This window comes from Bradyrhizobium sp. MI1.3 (genome assembly GCF_055811695.1).
This window is the reverse complement of the sequence record NZ_JBVVPQ010000083.1, coordinates 1-19,403: the sequence shown is the minus strand read 5'-3', so window position 1 is coordinate 19,403 and position 19,403 is coordinate 1. Positions and strand designations below refer to the sequence as shown.

Sequence of the window (19,403 nt, the reverse complement as noted above, 5' to 3'; positions counted from 1 at the left end):
GATGCCGATCACCTTCCGCTCTTCCACGTCTGAGGCGCCAGAAGCGGAAGCCGTAGCGCCGGAGATGCAGGCATTTGAAGGCACTGGCCATCGAAATCGATGGCGCCCGGGATCAATGGCGAGCGTCGTCGTTCCCCGAAATGCGATGCTTGCCAAAAATAAGGCAGTGCTTGCGGCGGCTCATCTGTTCGCCGTGAGGAACGATTGCATCAGCCCCGCTTTAGCCGTCCGCACCTTCAAGAGTTTGATCGGGGATTTGCGATACCTGGCCGTCGATCGAAGGACCGGTCCAATACGTATCCTTCTCGTTGTGCCCACGGTTTCCGAACCACGTCTCGAGCCTGTCTCACCACGATGAGATCAAGGACGCCAAGGCTTGAGATGACCCACTACTGTGGAGGCGCTGTTCTCTTACCGGAGGGCAGCTTAACTCCCCGACCTCGCGCCCTGATAGCCCGCCATCTTGGTCGTTTGATGTTTTGACGATACGAGAGGAAGAGCAAGTCCAGGTTGAGCAATGCGCCAGCATCAGCGTAGTTTTAATCGGTCGAACCGCTCCCCAGCGTGTTTTGTTGGAGCAGGACAGCTTCACGCTCGTCGAAATGCTCGTCGTGATTACCATCATAGGTCTCGTCGTCGGTCTGGTGGGCCCGCGTGTGCTCAACCATCTGTCGGAATCGAAAACCAAAGCGGCCAGGATTCAGATCGAGAGCTTTGCGCAAGCGCTCGACCTGTACTATCTCGACAATGGCTCATATCCGGCGACGGGTGTTGGATTGGCCGTGCTCGTGCAGAAGCCAAACAACGTCGAACGCTGGAACGGGCCTTACTTGAAAGGCAGCGTGGTTCCGAACGATCCTTGAGGCAAGCCATATGAGTATGCATCTCCGGGGACGCATGGGCTAGCCTACGACCTGGCGTCCATTGGAGCCGACGGTCGCGAAGGAGGCACCGAGCAGGCAGCCGATATCGCTAACTGGCAGAAATAGTGAGCGCCGCACCGTGGCCGCGAGCGCGTCCTCTGCGTCCAGGACGACATCGCCCGCGTTACGCGTCCTTGCGAACTTCATCCGGCCGGGATAGTCCCCGAGCCGACTAGCCGAGCGAGTTGATGATTTCCCGATAGGCGGCTTCGGGAAACGCCTTCAACGTGCGCGTCCGAACGTTTCCCTGCATCCCCAGCTGCAGGCTGAAACGCGCCGCGACCGCGTCGTCCGGGGCTTCCAGGATCACGACCATGTCATAGTCACCCATGGTCAGGAAGAAGGATTTGATCTCGCCGCTCATATCCTTGAGAGCCTTCTTCGCAGCGTCCAGACGGCGTGGCGAGTCCTTCGCCTTCTGGATGCCTTGCTCGGTCCAATTTGCAAGCATGACATAGGTGGTCATTGCCGTCCTCCTTCTGGCACGAAAGCAATGCTAGCTATGCCGTTGAAGCGAAAAACAAGACCCGGAGCAGATGCGTGTAGTCGGATTCGAGCACCATGATCGTCACGAAGACCAGCACCAGCACCGGCGGCAGCAGGATCGCGTAGGCCAAAGCCAGCCGCTCCCAGGCCATGTGCATGAAGACCGCAACGATCAGGCCAGCCTTCAACACCATGAACAGCAGGATCAGCGACCATCGGAGATGGCCGTGGAGGCCAAAATAGTCGACGAGATAGGAGCAGGTGCTGAGAACGAACAACCATCCCCAGACCACGAGGTAAAGCTTGATCGGATGCTGCTGGCCCTTTGTGTGCGTGGCTCCTGATGCAGATGCGTCATGCATGTGAGCTTGCAGCGCGTGTTGCTTTGCTTCCAGATGTACCGCGACGTTTGTCATGCTGCGACCTCACCAGAGATAAAAAAGTGCAAAGATGAACACCCACACGAGATCGACGAAGTGCCAGTAGAGGCCGGTGATCTCGACGATCTCGTAATGCCCTTTTCTGCTCGTAAAGAAACCGCGCCTCTCGACATCGAAGTCTCCCCGTAAAACCTTTCGCGCAATGGCGATCAGGAAAATCACGCCGATCGTCACATGGGTGCCGTGGAAGCCGGTGATCATGAAGAAGCTCGAACCAAACTGCGCCGCACCCCAGGGATTGCCCCAGGGCCGGACGCCTTCCACGATCAGCTTGGTCCATTCAAAGGCTTGCATTCCGACGAACGTTGCGCCGAATGCTGCTGTGGCCAACATCAAGGCCGCCGTCTTCACGCGGTCGCGGCGATAACCGAAGTTGACGGCCATCGCCATCGTCCCGCTGCTGCTGATCAGGATGAAGGTCATGATCGCAATCAGGATGAGCGGGATTTTCTTTTCCCCGATCGTGAGGGCGAAGACCTCGCTGGGATTGGGCCACGGCACGGTCGTGGACATTCGCGCCGTCATGTACGACAACAGGAAACAACTGAAGATGAAGGTGTCGCTGAGGAGGAAGATCCACATCATGGCCTTCCCCCAGGAAACGTTCTTGAAGGCGCGCTGATCCGAGGACCAATCGGCGGCGATGCCTCGCCAACCTGCAGGCCGCGCCGGCGGTTCTACGTTGTTTATCAGCGCCGTTTCTGCCATCTGGTCCTTGCCTCCCTAGCTCAGCAACTGGCGACAGATGTCGACGAAATTGTCTGTCCAGCCCGTCAGCAGGCCGGCCAGGACCAGCCAGACCAACAGCAGGAAGTGCCAGTAGATAGTGCAGAGTTCCACGCTCAGACGAATTTGGCTCGCCTCGGCGCCACGCAATACCTTGGCAGTCGTTCTACCGAGCGCCACCAGACCGCCCATCAGATGCAGCCCGTGCACAGCGGTGATCAGGTAGAAGAACGAATTGGCTGGATTGGACGCCAGGAAGTACCCGGCGCCACTCAGCTGGCGCCACGCCAGCAGTTGCCCGACAAGGAATGTAATGGCGGACGCTCCACCCGCGCACAGGCCGATGCTTATGCCGTCGATGTCGTCGCGACGCGCGGCCATATACGCCCATTGCAGTGCCACACTGCTCAAGACTAGGACGCCGGTGTTGAACCACAACAGCGCTGGCACTGGCAGCGTCCGCCAGTCCACCATGTTCATGCGCATCGAGTAGGTGCTGATGAAGAGTGCGAATAGCGAGCCGACGACCGCGAGAAATACGCCCAATCCGAGCTTCGCCGCCGGCAGGGACGAGGTACTCTCCTCGCGAAGATCGACCATCACGCCTTCCTCCAGCCATGGCTTGGCTGCCAGCCGCTGTTGCGAGAGCCACCATCCCGCAATTGCGGCTATTCCAGCCATGAACAGGATGATGGCGCTCATGCGTGGGGCCCTTGCGCCGACAATCCTGCCGGCGGTTCATTTTGCGGCACGAAATCCATGGCGGCGCCGGGGACGCTGTAATCGTAGGCCCAGCGATGGACGATCGGGAGCTCCTTGCCCCAGTTGCCATGCCCCGGCGGGGTCTCTGGCGTTTGCCATTCCAGCGACGCGGCGCCCCAGGGATTGCCGCCGGCCTCTTTTCCTTTGAACAGGCTCCAGATCAGATTGAACAGGAACACGAGCTGGGCGAAGCCGACGATCAGGGCCGCGACGCTCATGAACGCATTGAGGTCATGGGCGGATGCCGGAACGAATGCCGTTTCGCCGATGTCGTGATAGCGGCGGGGCATACCCAACAGGCCCAGATAGTGCATGGGGAAGAAAATCGCATAGGCGCCGAGGAACGAGACCCAGAAGTGGAATCGTCCAAGCGCCTCATTGAGCATTCGTCCGGTGACTTTCGGGTACCAATGATAGATTCCGCCGAACACCGCCATGATCGGCGCAATACCCATCACCATGTGAAAATGAGCGACAACGAACATCGTGTCGGACAACGGAACGTCTACGACCACGTTGCCGAGAAACAGGCCAGTCAGGCCGCCGTTTACGAAGGTGACGATGAACGCCAGCGCGAACAGCATCGGGATGGTGAGATGAATGTCGCCGCGCCAAAGGGTCAGCACCCAATTGTAAACCTTGATCGCAGTCGGGATGGCGATGATGAGCGTCGTGGTGGCGAAGAAGAACCCGAAATACGGGTGCATGCCGCTCACATACATGTGGTGCGCCCACACGACGAAGCTGAGGGCGCCAATCGCGACGATCGCCCAGACCATCATGCGATAGCCGAAGATGTTCTTCCGGGCATGGACGCTGATCAGATCGGAAATGATGCCGAAGGCCGGCAAGGCGACGATGTAGACCTCGGGATGACCGAAGAACCAGAACAGATGCTGGAACAGGATCGGGCTGCCACCCCCGTATTTCGTCAGCGTGCCCATCTCGACTAGCGTCGGCATGAAGAAGCTGGTTCCCAGCAGGCGGTCGAGCAGCAACATCACCGAAGCGACGAACAGCGCCGGGAAGGCCAGCAGCGCCATGACGGTGGCCGTGAAGATGCCCCACACCGTCAAGGGTAAACGCATCAACGTCATGCCGCGCGTGCGCGCCTGCAGCACTGTCACTACGTAATTCAGCCCGCCCATGGTGAAGCCGATGATGAACAGGATCAGGGAGGCCAGCATGAGAACGATGCCCCAATCCTGCCCGGGAGTACCGGAGAGAATCGCCTGCGGCGGGTACAGCGTCCAGCCGGCGCCGGTGGGCCCGCCGGGTACGAAAAAGGTCGAGGCCAGCACCACGACCGCGAGCAGGTAGACCCAGTAGCTCAGCATGTTCACATAGGGAAACACCATGTCCCGGGCGCCGACCATCAGCGGGATAAGGTAGTTGCCGAAGCCACCAAGGAACAGCGCGGTGAGAAGATAGATCACCATGATCATGCCGTGCATGGTGATAAACTGGAGATATTGGTTCGGATCGATGAACGAAAACGTGCCGGGGAATCCGAGTTGCAGCCGCATCAGCCATGACAGCACCAGCGCAACCATCCCAATGGACATCGCCGTGATCGAGTACTGGATGGCGATGACCTTGGCGTCCTGCGAAAAGACGTATCTCGTCCACCAGCTTCTCGGATGATAGAGCTCGACCTCGCCCACTTCGGCGGGCGGGACGCCTGCGACTGTGTCAAACGGGACATCGACCATCGGAATCCCCTCCTTGGTCTCTCTCTTCAACGAAGAGTTCGCCCTCTGCTATGCGGCGCTCCTCGCCGATGTTTTCATTCGCTCTCTCTCGTGTAAGCCGCTTTCGCGACATCCCGCTGCCCGGAAAGCTCGGCGAACGTCCGCTGCTTGTCCAGCCACGCGTGATAGTCTTTCTCTTCCTCTACGACGACCTTGCTCCGCATCTGCGCGTGCGCGGCACCGCAGAGTTCCGCGCAGAGAACCTCGAATGTTCCGGTGCGCGTGGGCGTGAACCAGTAATATGTGACCGAGCCCGGTATCATATCCATCTTCGCCCGAAACTCGGGCACATAGAAATCATGCAGGACGTCAATCGAGCGGAGCAACACCTTCACCGGTTTCCCGAGCGGCAGGTGCAAGTCGTCATTTTGAATGACGACATCGTCTTGGCCGGCGGGATCGTCGGGATTCAACCCCATGGGATTTTCGGCACTGACATAGCGGGCATCGGAAGTCCCGAGCCGGCCGTCCTTTCCGGGAAGCCGATAGCTCCATTGCCATTGCTGTCCCATGACCTCGACCTCGGTCGCATTGGCCGGCACTGTGACGAACTGGTGCCAGACGACCAGGCCGGGTGCCAGCATGGCTGCGACGCCGATTGCAGTACCGACGCTGAGCCACCATTCGAGCTTCTTGTTTTCGGGATTGTAGGCTGCGCGCCTTCCCTCCGTGTGTCGAAAGCGGAAGACGCAATAGGCCATGAACGCGACGACCGCGAAGAAAACCGCCCCGGTTATCCAGAATGTCAGGGTGATCGTGTCGTCGATGTAGCGCCAGTTTGAGGCGAGCGGCGTCCACCACCACGGGCTGAAAATGTGAAACAGCACCGAGGCGATTGCGACCAACAGCAGAATGATTGCTACAGCCATCCCTCATCCATCCTTGCCGCTAAAGGCTGCGGATACGAACCAGAGGGCGGAGCTCACGTCTGCTGCGATGGCGGAATCACATCCGCCGCCGTCATGCCTCTTGCCTCGCCCATTCAACCGGTCGCGACGCCGAGTGCACGTTACGACCGCACAAGTCTCAACGGAGCTGGGGGCGTTGGATTCAACATGGTACGCGTCGAGCCGGGCGTCAATAGTGGAGTGTGTCGCACCGCGAGGTCTCCGGCATCATTTCAAGCCGGCGGTGGAGGCCGGCAGCGATCGCTTGGTGACGCAACGCAACAAAACGAACTGTGCAGATGCACAATTCACCCAGCCGCAAGCGCTGTCTTGTTTCTTCCACCCATCGCGCTAAGCTGGGTGCACCGGTCGCGACGGGTGTCGTCCGGCAAAGCTCCTTCTCGTTGAATCTGGTTTGCCGGGCTCAATCGCGATTTTCGCGCATGAGGCGAATGTGCGCGACTTGAAGGCGCGCCATTTCCCCTGCGATCAGAAGCAAGGAGACCGGCGCCATGACCACCGTATTCGCAAGACCCAGACTGCAAGTGTTTGGCGTCTCCACCCCGTTTGTCGTACGCAAGATCAGCCTTTCCGATTTGGGCAACGCGTTGCGACTGGGCTGGGAAGACTTCAACGCCATCCCATCTCACGCCATCGTCCTCTGCGTGATTTATCCCGTCCTCGGAATTGTCCTATTTAGACTTGTCATCGGCTATTCGGTGCTGCCGCTGCTGTTTCCGCTGGCTGCGGGCTTTACGCTGATCGGTCCCTTTGCCGCGCTCGGCCTGTACGAGCTCAGCCGCCGCCGCGAGCGCGGAGAGGAAGCAGCGGCTTGGGATGCCATGCAGGTGCTGCGCGCACCGTCTTTCGGCGCCATGCTCGAACTCGGCATCCTCCTGCTGGTTCTGTTCGGGGTGTGGATCGGCGCCGCTAACGCGATCTACGTTGCAACCTTTGGCCACGCCCCGGCTGCAAGCATCCCTGACTTCGCAACGCGTGTTTTGACGACGCCGGAAGGATGGTCGCTTATCATCGTCGGCTGTGGCGTCGGCTTCCTGTTCGCCGTCGTGGCCCTGTGCGTCAGTGTCGTGTCGTTTCCGCTGATGCTCGACCGGCATGCGACTGCGATCGACGCAATCCGGACGTCGCTGCGGGCCGTGAGGGAAAATCCAATTGAGATGGCGGTATGGGGTCTGGTTGTTGCGGCACTGCTGGCGATCGGTTCGCTACCGTTCTTCGTCGGTCTCGCCGTCGTTCTGCCGGTGCTCGGTCATGCCACCTGGCATCTTTATCGGAAGGTCATCGAGCCTGACCCGAACCCGCCGGAAGAACAGCCGCGCCCGCCGATTGGTCACCGCTATGCGGCGGATTTCCCGGCCTCACTCTTCCCGTGGAGCCGCGAACGCTAGCCGGAGGCAGCAACGAACGGTCGCACCATCACTGTGTTCGGCGGAACCGGCTTTCTCGGCAGCCGCATCGCTCGCCATCTGTGCAGTCATAAATTTCCCGTCCGGATCGCGTCACGGCATCCGGACGTGCAACTTCAATCCGTAGCGGCCAACGTTCATGACGAGCGATCCGTCGCGAATGCGTTGGTCGGCGCCTACGGCGCCGTGAACGCGGTCAGCCTTTATCGCGAGCGCGGAGGGGAGACATTTCACTCTGTTCACGTCGAGGCGGCCCAAATTGTAGCAGCCCAGGCCCGCCGGGCGGGAGTCGAGCGGCTTGTTCACGTTTCGGGGATCGGGGCCGACGCCGCCTCGCCATCCCTCTACATCAGAAAGCGCGGTGAAGGTGAACGGGCGGTCCGCGCGGAATTCGCCGGTGCGTTTATCGTCCGCCCAGCTGTGATGTTCGGACCGGATGACGCGTTTCTCGGCACCGTCCTCAAGCTCCTTCGTCGGCTTCCGATCTATCCAATGTTCGGCCGCGGCCGCACCAGATTGCAACCGGCCCATGTCGAAGATGTTGCGGAGGCGGTTGTCCGAATCATCGAGCGAGCCGAGCCCCACCCGACGGTCTTTGAGTTCGGCGGCCCGACCCGCTATTCCTACGAGCAACTGCTCAGAGCGATCGCGCAACAGGCTGGCCTCTCGCCACGCCTGATTCCAATCCCGTTTGCCGTTTGGCACGCGCTGGCCTGGGCCTCCGAGATACTCCCTGGCCTGCCCCTTACGCGTAACCAAGTGGAGCTGATGCGGATCGACTCGGTGTCATCACCGGAGATGTCTGGATTTGCCGAGCTTGGCATCTCGCCACATTCGATCGAGGAAATCCTTCAGGGGATGCTATCGAATCGAAGATGAGAGAAGCGTCCCGGCTAATCCAGCTTTAACGGCGCGTGGCGCGCGTCTGCACGGGCGCATTCACGCTCGCGGCAGCTGGGCTGTTGGATGGACGTCGAGCGACGACGCACTGGCGATTTGCGGCTCGCCTTCAGCGAGACTATCCATCCATCCGGGTCGAGGCGGATCGCATCTACTGTCGGGACGCCAACATATCAACTTCGGCAGGCACTACGGCCGGAATCGATCTCGCGCTGGCCTTGATCGAGGAGGACCATGGTTTCGCCATCGCCAAGTGCGTTGCACAGCACCTCGTCGTCTACCATCGTCGCTATGGCGGACATCACAATTCGCAGCCTCGGTCGATCTGGCACCCGAGAACGACCGTATTGCGCTGCCCTCGGCTATGCCTGTGATCACATATTCGAAGCACTGACACTCGAGCATCTGGCGGAAGCGGCCGGCATGAGCCGCCGCCAGTTCGGCCGGCCGCGCATTCCGGGCGCGGACCGGCGCCACACCCGCGCGCATGGTTGAACGCCTCCGCGCCGATCTGGCGCGAGGCCACATAGAGACAACTGCAGAACCGGTCGAACGCGTCGCGGAGGCGGTCGACTTCGGTGATGCGGAAAACATGAGACGGGCACGTGTTTGGGAAAATGGCGCGCCACCCAGAACAAAACTGCGAACTCTTATGCGATTGAAATCACGCCATGATTTCGAGCAGAGCCCAAGCGCGGCGTCGCGTTCGTCATTTCCGGCGCCAAAGGAGCCGCGGCGCTAATGGCCCGTGGAGTGCCGGCTCATGTCCTCCAGAAGCTCGCGCATCGCGTCGAACCGCGTGCCAAAGCCTTTCCAGTCGCCGGACTTCAATCGTTCAACGGCCTGATTGTAGCGATCGAGCGCCTCCCGGGCCTGACTTGCCGACGGGCGTGTGACAAGCATTTCCTCCTTCGAGCTAGACACCGGCCGCATCGCGCCAGGCTCGATGAACAGCGCTGACAAGGCCTCGTCGAGCGTCTCCTTCATCACCACATGTTCACCGTAGGCTGCGATCACGCGTTTCAGCTCAGGCAGGTGTCCTTGCTGTGCCCGCAGATAGAGCGGCGATACGTAAAGGATCGAGTTCTCGATCGGAATCGCAAGCAAATTGGCACCGCGGATCACCCGCGAGCCCATCTGATTCCACAGCGTGAGCTGTTGCGAGATCTCCGTATTCTGATTGATCCGCGCCTCGATCTGGAACGGTCCGTAGACGAGCTTCTCCTTGGGGAATTCGTAGACAATCAATTTGCCATAGTCGGGCGCGTCGCAGCGCGCGGCGAGCCACGCGATCATGTTGTCGCGGCGGCTCGGTACCATGGGAAGCATGAGGAAAAATTCGGCCTGCGGTTCGCCGGGCAAGCGCATGATGATGTAATAGGGTGTCATCGTCGAGATGCCGTCGCCGCCCGGCTGGCGCGGGAATTGCCAGAGATCCTCGCGGTTGTAAAAAACGTCGGCCGCCTCCATGTGGTAGGCTTGGTACAGTCGGGCCTGAATCATGAACAGGTCTTCCGGATAGCGAACGTGCTTACGTAAGTCCGGCGGCATCGTCGTGAACGGCTTGAACAAGTTCGGAAAGATGCGCTGGTAGGTCGCTGCAATCGGGTCGCCTGAATCAATAAGGTAGAAGTCGACAGTCCCATTATAAGCATCAATGACAACCTTCACCGAATTGCGAATGTAGTTGAGATCGAGCCCCTGTGCGGGCTCTGCATACGGGAAATAGGCGTTCGTCGTGTAGGCGTCCTGCATCCAGAACATGCGCCCACTGCTGACGACCAGATAAGGATCATGATCGAGCCTGAGGAAGGGCGCGATCGTGCTCACCCGCTCCTTGATATTGCGCCGGATCATGATCCGGCTGTCGATCGTAATGTAGCCTGAGAGAAGCAGGTTCGGATCGTTGAAATAGTAAGCAAACAGCATTCGCGTGGCCATTGCCCCGATCGAGATGCCACCGGTGCCGCCATAGGCCGCATAGGCGTTCTCTTTCCCCTTCGGATAATCGAACTCCGGGATGCTGCTCTTGACGACGACGTAGTCGTCGGTCTGCTCGCCGAAGTAGATGCGCGGCTCGTCGATCCTGGGGCCGACGTCTGCGACAGGAGGAATATTCCGCAGATAGAAGATCGGCAGTCCTTCGGCGCTCTTGCGTGTGACCGGACTCATCACCGCGCCATTGCCGTGGGTGAACAGCACGTGGCGATTGACCCAAGTCTGGGCGTTCGGCGGCAGCAGGGAGGACCGCAGTTCGCGGGCCGAGAGCATCACGCTCTGGTAGGAGCCATCGAGCCAGTAACGATCGACGTCGAGGTCATGGAATTTGTAGTAGGTGCGGATTTCCTGCAGTTGCGCGTAGGTATCCGACAGCGGCAGCCAGTCCCACAGCCTGATATTTTCAATTGTCGCCTTGTTGGCTTCGAGCGCCCCGGGGGTAAGCTTCTGCTCGGCGGTAAACGGCCTGGCTGCGATCTGATCGAGATTGTATGCCTGCCGGGTGAGCGCGATGTTGTGTTCAATGTAGGGCTTCTCCAGCTCCAACTCGCTTGGTTTGACGAAGAACTGCCGGAACAGCCCAGGGACGACGCCGGACAGCACGAACGTACCGGCGCTGACGAGCACAATCGCCACGGCCGGAAGCCGGTAGGTGCGAACCCGGATGTTCGCCCAGGCGGTAAGCGCCGCGATGATCGAAAGTCCGATCATTAGCCACAACGCCGGCAGCCCCACATGCACGTCGGTGTAACTTGCGCCGACGACGACGCTATTGTCGCCGTAGAGCAGCAGATAGCGGTCGAGAACACAGGACCAGGCTTTTACCGCGAAGAGAAAACCAAGCAGAGCGGAACCATGAGCGATCGCTGTCGGCGATATTGATCGACGGTGAACGTCGTATTCGATGTCGCCGTGCACCCAGTAGATCGCCGCGGCGAAAAGCCCGCTCAGAACGAGCGCGAGGATCATCCAGTTCTTGATGAGGATATAGGCGGGCAGTGAGAAGAGGTAGAAGCCGATGTCCTTGTTGTAGAGCGGATCGTCTGCGCCGTAGGGCACCTGATAGACAAATCGCAGGAAGACGCCCCAGTTGCCGGCCTGGGCTGCCGCAACAAGAAGAGCGAGCAAAGCCGCAACGCCTGTGATCAACCAGGGCCACGACAATCGATCGCGCGCAAGCACAAGCAGATCCGGCGGCGCGTTGCCCGCGGCGCTCCACGACGGAGCGGCGACGAACTGCGTCGGCCGCTGTCGGGCAGAGCGTAGCGCGAGCCATCCGTTCAGCCAGAGGATGACGGTGGTTCCGATCCAGACTGCAAGAAAGACGACGGCTTCGGCGCCGATTGTGGTCCAAAAGACCTGGAGATAACCGATCGAGGCAAACCACAGCCAGCCGACCAGGAGGTCGCTCGCGAGCGCAAGCAGGACGAGGCAAATCCCAATGACGACGGCCGCAACAATCAACCCGACCATGGCACTTTGCCTCGGTATCTTGCCTCCGGGTCCAGTAATCCCGATCGTCATGGTTTCATTATAGCGGAAATGAGAGACGCCCGCCCGCCCGATTCGGGATTAGCGCCTCGAGGCGACGACAGGGCTGCCAGAACCTGCATCGCCGCCATCGCGGCAGCGCAAAGGGGCGAGGTCGGCTGAAGCAGCCGGCGCTGCCAGTCGGTCGTCAGGCAACATGGCGCTCTCGAAGCCGCGCCGCACCGCATCATATCGTGAAATAGCGCAACTTGGTTCGCCACCCTGTATAAAATTGCGAACCCGTATATAATTGCGGATGGAAGACCCGTGTTGGGTCTATAGGCAGCCGCCCATCCTATGGCGAGAGTCTGCCGGGGGTGGATGGTTTGCATCCTGCATCGGAGGTGATGTCATGGCCATTGCTCCCACGCTCCAGAAATACCTGGCCGCTGAAAACATCCAATACGAGCTGATCCCGCACGAACTCAGCATGACGTCCACGCGAACGGCTGAGACCTGCCATATCTCGGGCGACCGCCTCGCCAAAGGCATCGTGTTGCGGCGCAACGGCGAATACATGCTGGCCATCTTGCCCGCATCGCATCACCTTCGCCTGTCGGACCTGAGGACAAGTCTCGGCGACAATGTCCACATGGCCGATGCAAGCGAGATCAATCGGCTGTTCAGTGACTGTGCACACGGTGCCGTTCCTGCCGTCGGCAAATGCTACGGGTTGGATATCATCGTCGACGACAGCATCGAGGCACAGCCGGACATCTATATGGAAGCCGGCGATCATGAGACGCTGCTTCATATGGGTCACGCGCAGTTTGCGCGCCTGACGAGCAACGCACCGCACGGGCGTTTTAGCGCGCACGACTGAGGAATTTGCGCACCGCCCAATGCCTTTGCAATCCTGGGCGGGAACGCGGTTCGCGACGTCGCTGTTAAATCGTTGGGAAGGGTGACGGCGACAGCGTCGGCGTTTGTCTGCCGGATCGCCAAGGAGTGATGCTTTCTCCTGCGACACCGCACCCGATCGGTTGTACAGTTCAGAAAATGGGGGCGCTGCTGCATTGCATCAACGCACCTGAAACCCAGGAACGGAGACTCGCCATGAAGGTCAAAGACGTGATGCACAAGGGTGTCGACTGGGTCAGCCCTGACACCCCTATCACCGAACTTGCCAAATTAATGCGGGCGCACGACATCGGCTGCATTCCGGTTGGCGAGGACGACAAGCTGGTCGGGATGGTGACCGACCGCGACATCGTCTGCAAAGGGCTCGCAAGCCACAACTTCGATGCCGGCCGCGCGACAGCGCGCGATGTGATGACCGAAGGCATCCATTGCTGCCGGGAGGACGATGACCTCGCGAAGGCGATGCATCATATGGAGAAGCTGCAGGTCCGCAGGCTGCCGGTGATCAACAAGAGCAAGCGGATGGTCGGCATCATCAGTCTGGGTGACGCCAGCCATTCCGCGTCCGGTGATGTGCTGACCGACACCGTCAGGAGTGTTGCGGCGCATCACTGAAGTAGGGCCAGGGCCCCTCTCGCGATCACCGCTCGGTCCGACGTTGAGCTGAGCCCGAGCCATGCGTTTAACAAGGACCCATCGCCCGGCGCGAAAGCGGCGGCCCGACGTGCTCTACTTTGCGTCGGTGTGACCGCAAAATGATAATAATGCGGACACGGCGCGGCAAATGGAGGACGCGATGGCGTGGCGTGACGACAAGGCCCGCGCAACCCTGATCCGCGACGCAGCAGGCAGCGTGCCGCCGGGAAAGAGCTCCCGGGCCTTTGCCGAGCCTCTGTTCGGCTACAGCAATATCGAGGATCTCGACAATTACGATGCCGCCTCGCTCGCCCTCCTGGCGGAGCACGCCTGGGAGCATGTACAGCGGCGCACGTCGGGCTGCGCCGATATCCGCGTGGTCAATCCGACGTTGCCGAACGGGCGCGAGATTTCCGTGCTCGAGATTCTCAACGACAACATGCCTTTCCTGTACGACTCCACGATGGCAGAGCTCGCCGAGCAGGGTATCGAAGTCACACTCGTCGCCCACCCGATCATCGCAGTGGAGCGCGATGCTGAGGGCAAGCTGCTGCGCTTCTACGGCGAAGCACTGCCAGAGGGAGCAAGGGGCGCACGCGAAAGCCTGATTCACCTCCATATCACCCGCCTGGACGCCGACGCCGATCGCCAGAAGCTGATCGACGGACTCGCCAGGGCGTTGAACAACGTCCGCGCCTGCGTCACCGACTGGCGCGCCATGCGTGACCGCGTCGAGGAAGCGATCAAGACGTTCTCTTCCAATCCGCCGCCGCTGCCGATCGACGAGGTCGCCGAAGCCAACCAGTTCCTGCAATGGCTCTGCGCGGACAATTTCACTTTCCTCGGCGTGCGCGAATATCGCTTCTCGCCCGACAGCGATGCGTCGGACGACATCACGACCGGCGAAGGCCTCGGCATCCTCCGCGATCCGGATACGAAGGTCCTGCGACGCGGCAACGAAATGGTGGTGATGACATCGGAAATTCGCGAGTTCATGCACGAGCCGACGCTGCTGATCGTCATCAAGGCCAATGTCTCAAGCCTCGTCCATCGCCGCATCCGGATGGATTATGTCGGCATCAAGCTCTATGCACCCGACGGCCGGCTCGAGGGCGAATTGCGCGTCGTCGGCCTGTTTACATCAGGGGCCTATACCCGCTCGGTGCGGCAGATCCCTTATGTGCGCCACAAGGTTTCGCGGGTGCTGCAGCGCGCCGGCTTCGACCCGAACGGCCATTCGGGCAAGGCGCTCATGCATATCCTCGAAGATTATCCGCGTGACGAGCTGTTCCAGATCGACGTCGACTCGCTCTACAATTTCGTCATCGAGGTCCTGATCCTCTACGAGCGCCCACGCGTCCGGGCGCTAGCGCGCGTAGACAAGTTCGATCGCTTCGTCTCCATCCTCACCTTCATTCCGCGCGACAAATACGACACCGACGTCCGCACGCGCGTCGGAGCCTTCCTGTCGCAGGTCTACAAGGGGACCCTGTCGGCTTCCTACGTATCGTTCCCTGAAGGCGCGCTTGCGCGCGTCCACTTCATCATCGGGCGCTATGAAGGCAAGACGCCCGTCGTCGAGCGCGCCACGCTCGAAGCCGGGATCAGCGCCATTGCCGCGACCTGGGCCGACAAGCTGAAAGCCGCGCTCACCGCGTCGACCGACGGCATGCGGGCGCGCATGCTCGCCAACCGCTATGCCCAATCCTTTAGCGGCGGTTATACCGAGGTTTTCACAGCGGAGCAGGCCATCGCCGATATCGCGACCATCGAAAGGCTGACCCCAGCCCGCCCGGTGACGATTTCGGTGCACCGGGACAAGGGCGAGGACGATCCCAGGCGCTTCGGGCTGAAGGTGTTCTCCGACGCCGCACCGCTATCGCTATCCTATCGCGTACCGGTGATCGAAAACCACGGCCTGCGCGTGGTCAACGAACGCACTTATCAGATCGTGCCCGGTAACAGGCCCGAGCCGGTCTGGCTGCACGACATGACGATCGAGACCAGCGACGGCGAGCCGATCGAGATCAGCCCGGACTTCAGCCATCGCCTGGAAGCCTCGATCATGGCGGTGGTCGCTGATCGCGCCGAATCCGACGGATACAACGCCCTGATACTGCGCACGCCCCTCGGCTGGCGGGAAGTCTCGACCATCCGGGCACTGTCGCGCTATTTGCACCAGATCCGCGCCCCCTTCACCCAGGACTATATGTGGGAGACCTTGCGCAAGAACGCCGGGATCACAGCCAACCTCGTCGCGCTGTTCCAGTCCCGCTGCGATCCGCGCCTTGACCTTACCGATCGCGAGCGTTCGGCGCGCGAGACAACTCTCCTTGCCGAGATCGAGGAGCAGCTCAAATCCGTCGCCTCGCTCGACGAAGACCGCATCCTGCGCCGTTTCACCAATCTGGTGCAGTCGACCATCCGCACCAATCTGTGGCAGATCGGCGAGGATGGGCATCCGCGTCCGGTAATCTCCTTCAAGTTCGACGCGCGGCGGATCGACGATTTGCCGGCGCCGCGACCTCTCTACGAGATCTTCGTCTATTCGCCTCGTGTCGAAGGCATTCACCTGCGCTTCGGCAAGGTTGCGCGCGGTGGCTTGCGCTGGTCCGATCGGCCGCAGGATTTCCGCACCGAGATCCTCGGCCTGGTCAAGGCCCAGCAGGTCAAGAACGCCGTGATCGTGCCGGTCGGCGCCAAGGGCGGCTTCGTGCCCAAGCGCCTGCCGCCGCCTTCCAATCGCGACGCCTGGCTCGCGGAGGGCACCGAAGCCTATCGCATCTTCGTTCGCTCGCTGCTCGAACTCACCGACAATCTCGACGGCGACATCATCGTGCCGCCCGGTTCGACCGTGCGGCATGACGGCGACGACCCCTATCTGGTCGTCGCCGCCGACAAAGGCACCGCGACCTTCTCCGACATCGCCAATGCGATTTCGGCCGAAAAGAACCATTGGCTCGGCGATGCCTTCGCCTCCGGCGGCAGCCAGGGCTACGACCACAAGAAGATGGGGATCACAGCGCGCGGCGCTTGGGAAGCGGTCAAGCGCCACTTCCGCGAGCTCGGCACCGATATTCAGACCATGCCTTTCACCGTGGTCGGCGTCGGCGACATGTCCGGCGATGTCTTCGGCAATGGCATGCTGCTCTCGCCGGCGACAAAGCTCGTGGCGGCTTTCGACCACCGCGACATCTTCATCGATCCCTCCCCCGATCCGACGATCAGCTTCGCCGAACGCAAGCGCCTGTTCGACCTGACGCGATCAAGCTGGCAGGACTACAACAAGTCGCTGATCTCGCAAGGCGGCGGCGTGTTCTCGCGCACGCTCAAGGCGGTCCCGCTCGCACCGGAAGTGCGGAGCCTGCTCGATCTCGACAAGCCGCAGGCTACGCCGTTCGAGGTGATGACCGCGATCCTGAAAGCGCGCGCCGACCTTCTATGGTTTGGCGGCATCGGCACCTATATACGCGCATCGGGAGAGAGCGACGATCAGGCCGGTGACCGCGCCAACGATCCGATCCGCATCGCGGGCGCCGATGTTCGCGCCCGGGTGATCGGCGAAGGCGCCAATCTCGGCGTCACCCAGCGCGGCCGCATCGAAGCGGCGCAGAAGGGCGTCAAGCTCAACACCGACGCCATCGACAACTCGGCCGGTGTGAACACGTCCGACCTCGAGGTCAATATCAAGATCGCGCTGGCGCGCCCCGAACGCGAGGGACGCCTCAGCCCCGCCGACCGCAACAGCCTGCTAGCTACGATGACCGACGAGGTCGGCACGCTGGTGCTGCGCAACAACTACCTGCAGACGCTGGCGCTCTCGCTCGCCGAGCGCAAAGGCGTGGCCGAGACCGGCTTCCTCACCCGCCTGATGCAGTCGCTCGAGCAGCGCGGTTTGCTGAGCCGCTCCGTCGAGTTCTTGCCGGACGACGCAGCGCTCACCGAGCGCACGCGGCGCGGCCAAGCCCTGACACGGCCGGAGCTTGCCGTATTGCTCGCCTACGCCAAGCTGACGCTCTACGAGGACCTGCTCCTCACCAGCGTGCCGGACGATCCTTATCTCGCCCGCAGACTGACCCTTTACTTCCCGCGCGAGGTTCCCGACAAGTTCCCGAGCGCGGTCGAGCTCCATCGTCTCCGACGCGAGATCATCGCAACCAGTCTCGTCAATGCCGTGATCAACCGCGGGGGCCCGGCCTGCGTCGTGCGCCTGACCGACGAGACCGACGCCGATATCTGGACCATCGTCATGGCGCAGGTGGCGGTGGACGCGATCTACGAGCTCAGGCGGCTCAATGACGAGATCGACGCGCTCGACACACGTATCGACGGGCAGTTGCAGCTCAGCCTCTACGCGGCGATCCAGGACCTCCTGCTCTCCCGCATGGTCTGGTACGTGCGCAATGTCGATTTCAAGGACGGGCTGGAGGCCGTTGTCGCGCGCTTCGGCCAAGCTATCCGCCAGATCGTCGCCGGGCTCGACACCACCCTGCCGACGGACTTGCAGCCCGCACGTGCCAAGCGTCGGCAGGACCTGACTGATGCCGGCGTCCCGGCCGGCCTCGCCTGCGAACTCGCCGATCTCGACTTCCTGGTCTCGGCACCGGATATCGTGACCGTGGCGGAGCGCACCAGCCGCAGCATCAGCGATGCCGCCGCGACATTCTTTGCCGCCGAGGCGAATTTCCGGCTCGACCGGATCATTGCCGCCGCGCGCAGCGTGCTGGCAAACGATTATTTCGAACGTATGGCCATCGATCGCGCCGTTGAGCAGATCGCTTGCGCCGAAAGAAGACTGGCAGCGCATATGCTGGCAACCGGCCAGTCCGGCCAGCAGGCCGTCGAGACCTGGCTCGCGGCTCACCCCGAAGCGACGCGCATCCGCCGCTCGGTCGAGGAAATTGCCGCCACCGGACTGACGCTCGCCAAGCTGACTGTGGCCGCGAACTTGCTGGGGGATCTGGTCAAAGCCTGAGGGCGTGCGAGGCAGGGATGTGAAATTTGGCCGGCGAAACGGAGGACTCCCATGATCCACGCGACTTGCCATACCGCCGATAATCTCCGCTGCATCGAGTTCGATGCCACAACTTGGTTCAACGAGGCTGACGCTCCGAGCATTATCGATTTGGCCCAACGAGGATGGGTCAGCACGGCGATTGCAGAGTCCCTTGAGCGCCGACGAGGATACGAACGCTTGCACGACCTCGTTGAGTATGCAGCAAAGCGACTGCAACCGGAATCCCAGGAGCACCCAACCTGGGAAACTTTCGAATGCGTCGTCGATGGACCCGACGCCGTGGCCTGGCTCGAGAAGAACCGGCTCGAAATTGTGGCGAGTATCCGCTAAGCCACGGGAAGCGCAGCAATGGCGATGATCGATTGGCGACGTCGTCAGCGAAACGGCAATGGCGCTCCCTAGCTAGAGCAACCGGCCAAGCGTGCTACGCAGCATCCTGTCAGTCGTGGCTTAACCCACTCACAGGGCCTGGCATAGCCCCGCGCCCCGCATGCGCCGATGCACGCTCGGGAACCTTATGCTCGAATCGGGCCGCTGTTAGATTCAATCTGCTGTCGCAGCGATCTCATTCTGTTCTCTTAGGACGAAATACCTTGATCCACCGCATGGTATTACTATCCACCACAAGCACGGAGTAAGAACCCAACGCATGACGCAAGAAATATTTTGGCGCGTCACGGCCTCCCGTTTGGCGGTGCCAAATCGGTGCCACGCGGTTTCGGTTTTAGGAGGAAAGCGTGCTTGCGGGCCCATCGCTTGAGAGTGGTCGGCGCACCAGGGCTCGAACCTGGGACCCGCTGATTAAGAGGCGTATGATTTATCTGTAAGATCAATGGCCATTCCGACAAAAGACTCGTTGAACGTGCATTAAATCCACAATTGGATTTCCATTTGTCGGAATGTCCCGGTACCAAATACGCGCAGCACGCGACAGGACGAGGCGTCGGGGGTTCGAGTCAGGAGACCGCTACATGGCTGGGCCTGTCCAGACCGGAGACATAGGTAACAGGTCGTACCTAAGACATGGGTGACAACCTCGTGCCGAACGGGTTGTCGAGG

The 19,403-nt window shown here is 60.9% G+C and carries 15 protein-coding genes and 1 pseudogene; 9 read left to right on the top strand and 7 right to left on the bottom strand.

From position 1 onward, the window contains the following. Positions 1–527: 527 nt before the first annotated feature. Positions 528–989, top strand: a pseudogene (gene gspG / locus AC0L3A_RS34905) (type II secretion system major pseudopilin GspG). 106 nt (positions 990–1,095) lie between these two features. On the opposite strand, the gene AC0L3A_RS34900 reads toward gspG, so the two are convergent. The 6 genes from AC0L3A_RS34900 to coxB all read right to left on the bottom strand — a co-directional run bounded on the left by AC0L3A_RS34900 (position 1,096) and on the right by coxB (position 5,957). Then, positions 1,096–1,389: a GYD domain-containing protein gene (locus tag AC0L3A_RS34900; protein WP_219684590.1), complete on the bottom strand. Its 294-nt coding sequence runs from the start codon at positions 1,387–1,389 to the stop codon at positions 1,096–1,098. A 34-nt stretch (positions 1,390–1,423) separates the two neighbouring features. Beyond that, complete coding sequence (locus AC0L3A_RS34895; RefSeq protein ID WP_007601157.1) at positions 1,424–1,825, bottom strand: cytochrome C oxidase subunit IV family protein; 402 nt, start codon at positions 1,823–1,825, stop codon at positions 1,424–1,426. A 9-nt stretch (positions 1,826–1,834) separates the two neighbouring features. Continuing rightward, positions 1,835–2,557, bottom strand: a complete 723-nt coding sequence (locus AC0L3A_RS34890; RefSeq protein ID WP_219684592.1) for a heme-copper oxidase subunit III family protein — start codon at positions 2,555–2,557, stop codon at positions 1,835–1,837. 15 nt (positions 2,558–2,572) lie between these two features. Continuing rightward, positions 2,573–3,277, bottom strand: coding sequence for a cytochrome c oxidase subunit 3 (locus AC0L3A_RS34885; RefSeq protein ID WP_473256078.1), 705 nt, complete (start codon positions 3,275–3,277; stop codon positions 2,573–2,575). After that, the gene (ctaD, locus tag AC0L3A_RS34880; protein ID WP_007601154.1) at positions 3,274–5,049 is read right to left on the bottom strand and encodes a cytochrome c oxidase subunit I; all 1,776 of its coding nucleotides are present in this window, start codon (positions 5,047–5,049) and stop codon (positions 3,274–3,276) included. Before ctaD ends, AC0L3A_RS34885 begins: the two co-directional genes overlap by 4 nt. Positions 5,050–5,123: 74 nt before the next feature. Then, entirely contained in the window at positions 5,124–5,957 is an 834-nt protein-coding gene (gene coxB, locus AC0L3A_RS34875; RefSeq protein ID WP_007601153.1) for a cytochrome c oxidase subunit II, read from the bottom strand. A 530-nt stretch (positions 5,958–6,487) separates the two neighbouring features. Here coxB and AC0L3A_RS34870 point away from each other — a divergent pair. The 4 genes from AC0L3A_RS34870 to AC0L3A_RS34855 all read left to right on the top strand — a co-directional run bounded on the left by AC0L3A_RS34870 (position 6,488) and on the right by AC0L3A_RS34855 (position 9,044). Further along, a complete protein-coding gene (locus tag AC0L3A_RS34870) occupies positions 6,488–7,384 on the top strand; it encodes a DUF2189 domain-containing protein (protein WP_007601152.1) in 897 nt (298 codons plus the stop codon). A 33-nt stretch (positions 7,385–7,417) separates the two neighbouring features. Continuing rightward, entirely contained in the window at positions 7,418–8,281 is an 864-nt protein-coding gene (locus AC0L3A_RS34865; protein ID WP_007601150.1) for a complex I NDUFA9 subunit family protein, read from the top strand. 35 nt (positions 8,282–8,316) lie between these two features. Then, entirely contained in the window at positions 8,317–8,676 is a 360-nt protein-coding gene (locus AC0L3A_RS34860) for a DJ-1/PfpI family protein (protein WP_219684596.1), read from the top strand. A gap of 113 nt (positions 8,677–8,789) precedes the next feature. Next, complete coding sequence (locus AC0L3A_RS34855; protein WP_198288325.1) at positions 8,790–9,044, top strand: hypothetical protein; 255 nt, start codon at positions 8,790–8,792, stop codon at positions 9,042–9,044. Here AC0L3A_RS34855 and AC0L3A_RS34850 read toward each other — a convergent pair. Next, positions 9,041–11,773, bottom strand: a complete 2,733-nt coding sequence (locus tag AC0L3A_RS34850) for a UPF0182 family membrane protein (RefSeq protein ID WP_473256077.1) — start codon at positions 11,771–11,773, stop codon at positions 9,041–9,043. The two genes, AC0L3A_RS34855 and AC0L3A_RS34850, sit on opposite strands and share 4 nt — an antisense overlap. Positions 11,774–12,182: 409 nt before the next feature. Here AC0L3A_RS34850 and AC0L3A_RS34845 point away from each other — a divergent pair, with 409 nt between their 5' ends. The 4 genes from AC0L3A_RS34845 to AC0L3A_RS34830 all read left to right on the top strand — a co-directional run bounded on the left by AC0L3A_RS34845 (position 12,183) and on the right by AC0L3A_RS34830 (position 18,674). Beyond that, a complete protein-coding gene (locus tag AC0L3A_RS34845; protein WP_007601145.1) occupies positions 12,183–12,653 on the top strand; it encodes an aminoacyl-tRNA deacylase in 471 nt (156 codons plus the stop codon). 233 nt (positions 12,654–12,886) lie between these two features. Further along, the gene (locus AC0L3A_RS34840; protein ID WP_007601143.1) at positions 12,887–13,306 is read left to right on the top strand and encodes a CBS domain-containing protein; all 420 of its coding nucleotides are present in this window, start codon (positions 12,887–12,889) and stop codon (positions 13,304–13,306) included. Positions 13,307–13,475: 169 nt separating this feature from the next. Then, the gene (locus AC0L3A_RS34835) at positions 13,476–18,302 is read left to right on the top strand and encodes an NAD-glutamate dehydrogenase (protein WP_219684599.1); all 4,827 of its coding nucleotides are present in this window, start codon (positions 13,476–13,478) and stop codon (positions 18,300–18,302) included. Positions 18,303–18,353: 51 nt separating this feature from the next. After that, positions 18,354–18,674 (top strand): hypothetical protein, encoded by a 321-nt coding sequence (locus AC0L3A_RS34830; RefSeq protein ID WP_007601140.1) that lies wholly within the window; start codon positions 18,354–18,356, stop codon positions 18,672–18,674. Positions 18,675–19,403: the final 729 nt, after the last annotated feature.

Bases quoted from the DNA above. Each gene is read 5' to 3' on its own strand.
- AC0L3A_RS34900 (WP_219684590.1), bottom strand. From the start codon at position 1,389: ATGACCACCTATGTCATGCTTGCAAATTGGACCGAGCAAGGCATCCAG.
- AC0L3A_RS34895 (WP_007601157.1), bottom strand. From the start codon at position 1,825: ATGACAAACGTCGCGGTACATCTGGAAGCAAAGCAACACGCGCTGCAA.
- AC0L3A_RS34890 (WP_219684592.1), bottom strand. From the start codon at position 2,557: ATGGCAGAAACGGCGCTGATAAACAACGTAGAACCGCCGGCGCGGCCT.
- AC0L3A_RS34885 (WP_473256078.1), bottom strand. From the start codon at position 3,277: ATGAGCGCCATCATCCTGTTCATGGCTGGAATAGCCGCAATTGCGGGA.
- ctaD (WP_007601154.1), bottom strand. From the start codon at position 5,049: ATGGTCGATGTCCCGTTTGACACAGTCGCAGGCGTCCCGCCCGCCGAA.
- coxB (WP_007601153.1), bottom strand. From the start codon at position 5,957: ATGGCTGTAGCAATCATTCTGCTGTTGGTCGCAATCGCCTCGGTGCTG.
- AC0L3A_RS34870 (WP_007601152.1), top strand. From the start codon at position 6,488: ATGACCACCGTATTCGCAAGACCCAGACTGCAAGTGTTTGGCGTCTCC.
- AC0L3A_RS34855 (WP_198288325.1), top strand. From the start codon at position 8,790: ATGGTTGAACGCCTCCGCGCCGATCTGGCGCGAGGCCACATAGAGACA.
- AC0L3A_RS34850 (WP_473256077.1), bottom strand. From the start codon at position 11,773: ATGGTCGGGTTGATTGTTGCGGCCGTCGTCATTGGGATTTGCCTCGTC.
- AC0L3A_RS34845 (WP_007601145.1), top strand. From the start codon at position 12,183: ATGGCCATTGCTCCCACGCTCCAGAAATACCTGGCCGCTGAAAACATC.
- AC0L3A_RS34840 (WP_007601143.1), top strand. From the start codon at position 12,887: ATGAAGGTCAAAGACGTGATGCACAAGGGTGTCGACTGGGTCAGCCCT.
- AC0L3A_RS34835 (WP_219684599.1), top strand. From the start codon at position 13,476: ATGGAGGACGCGATGGCGTGGCGTGACGACAAGGCCCGCGCAACCCTG.
- AC0L3A_RS34830 (WP_007601140.1), top strand. From the start codon at position 18,354: ATGATCCACGCGACTTGCCATACCGCCGATAATCTCCGCTGCATCGAG.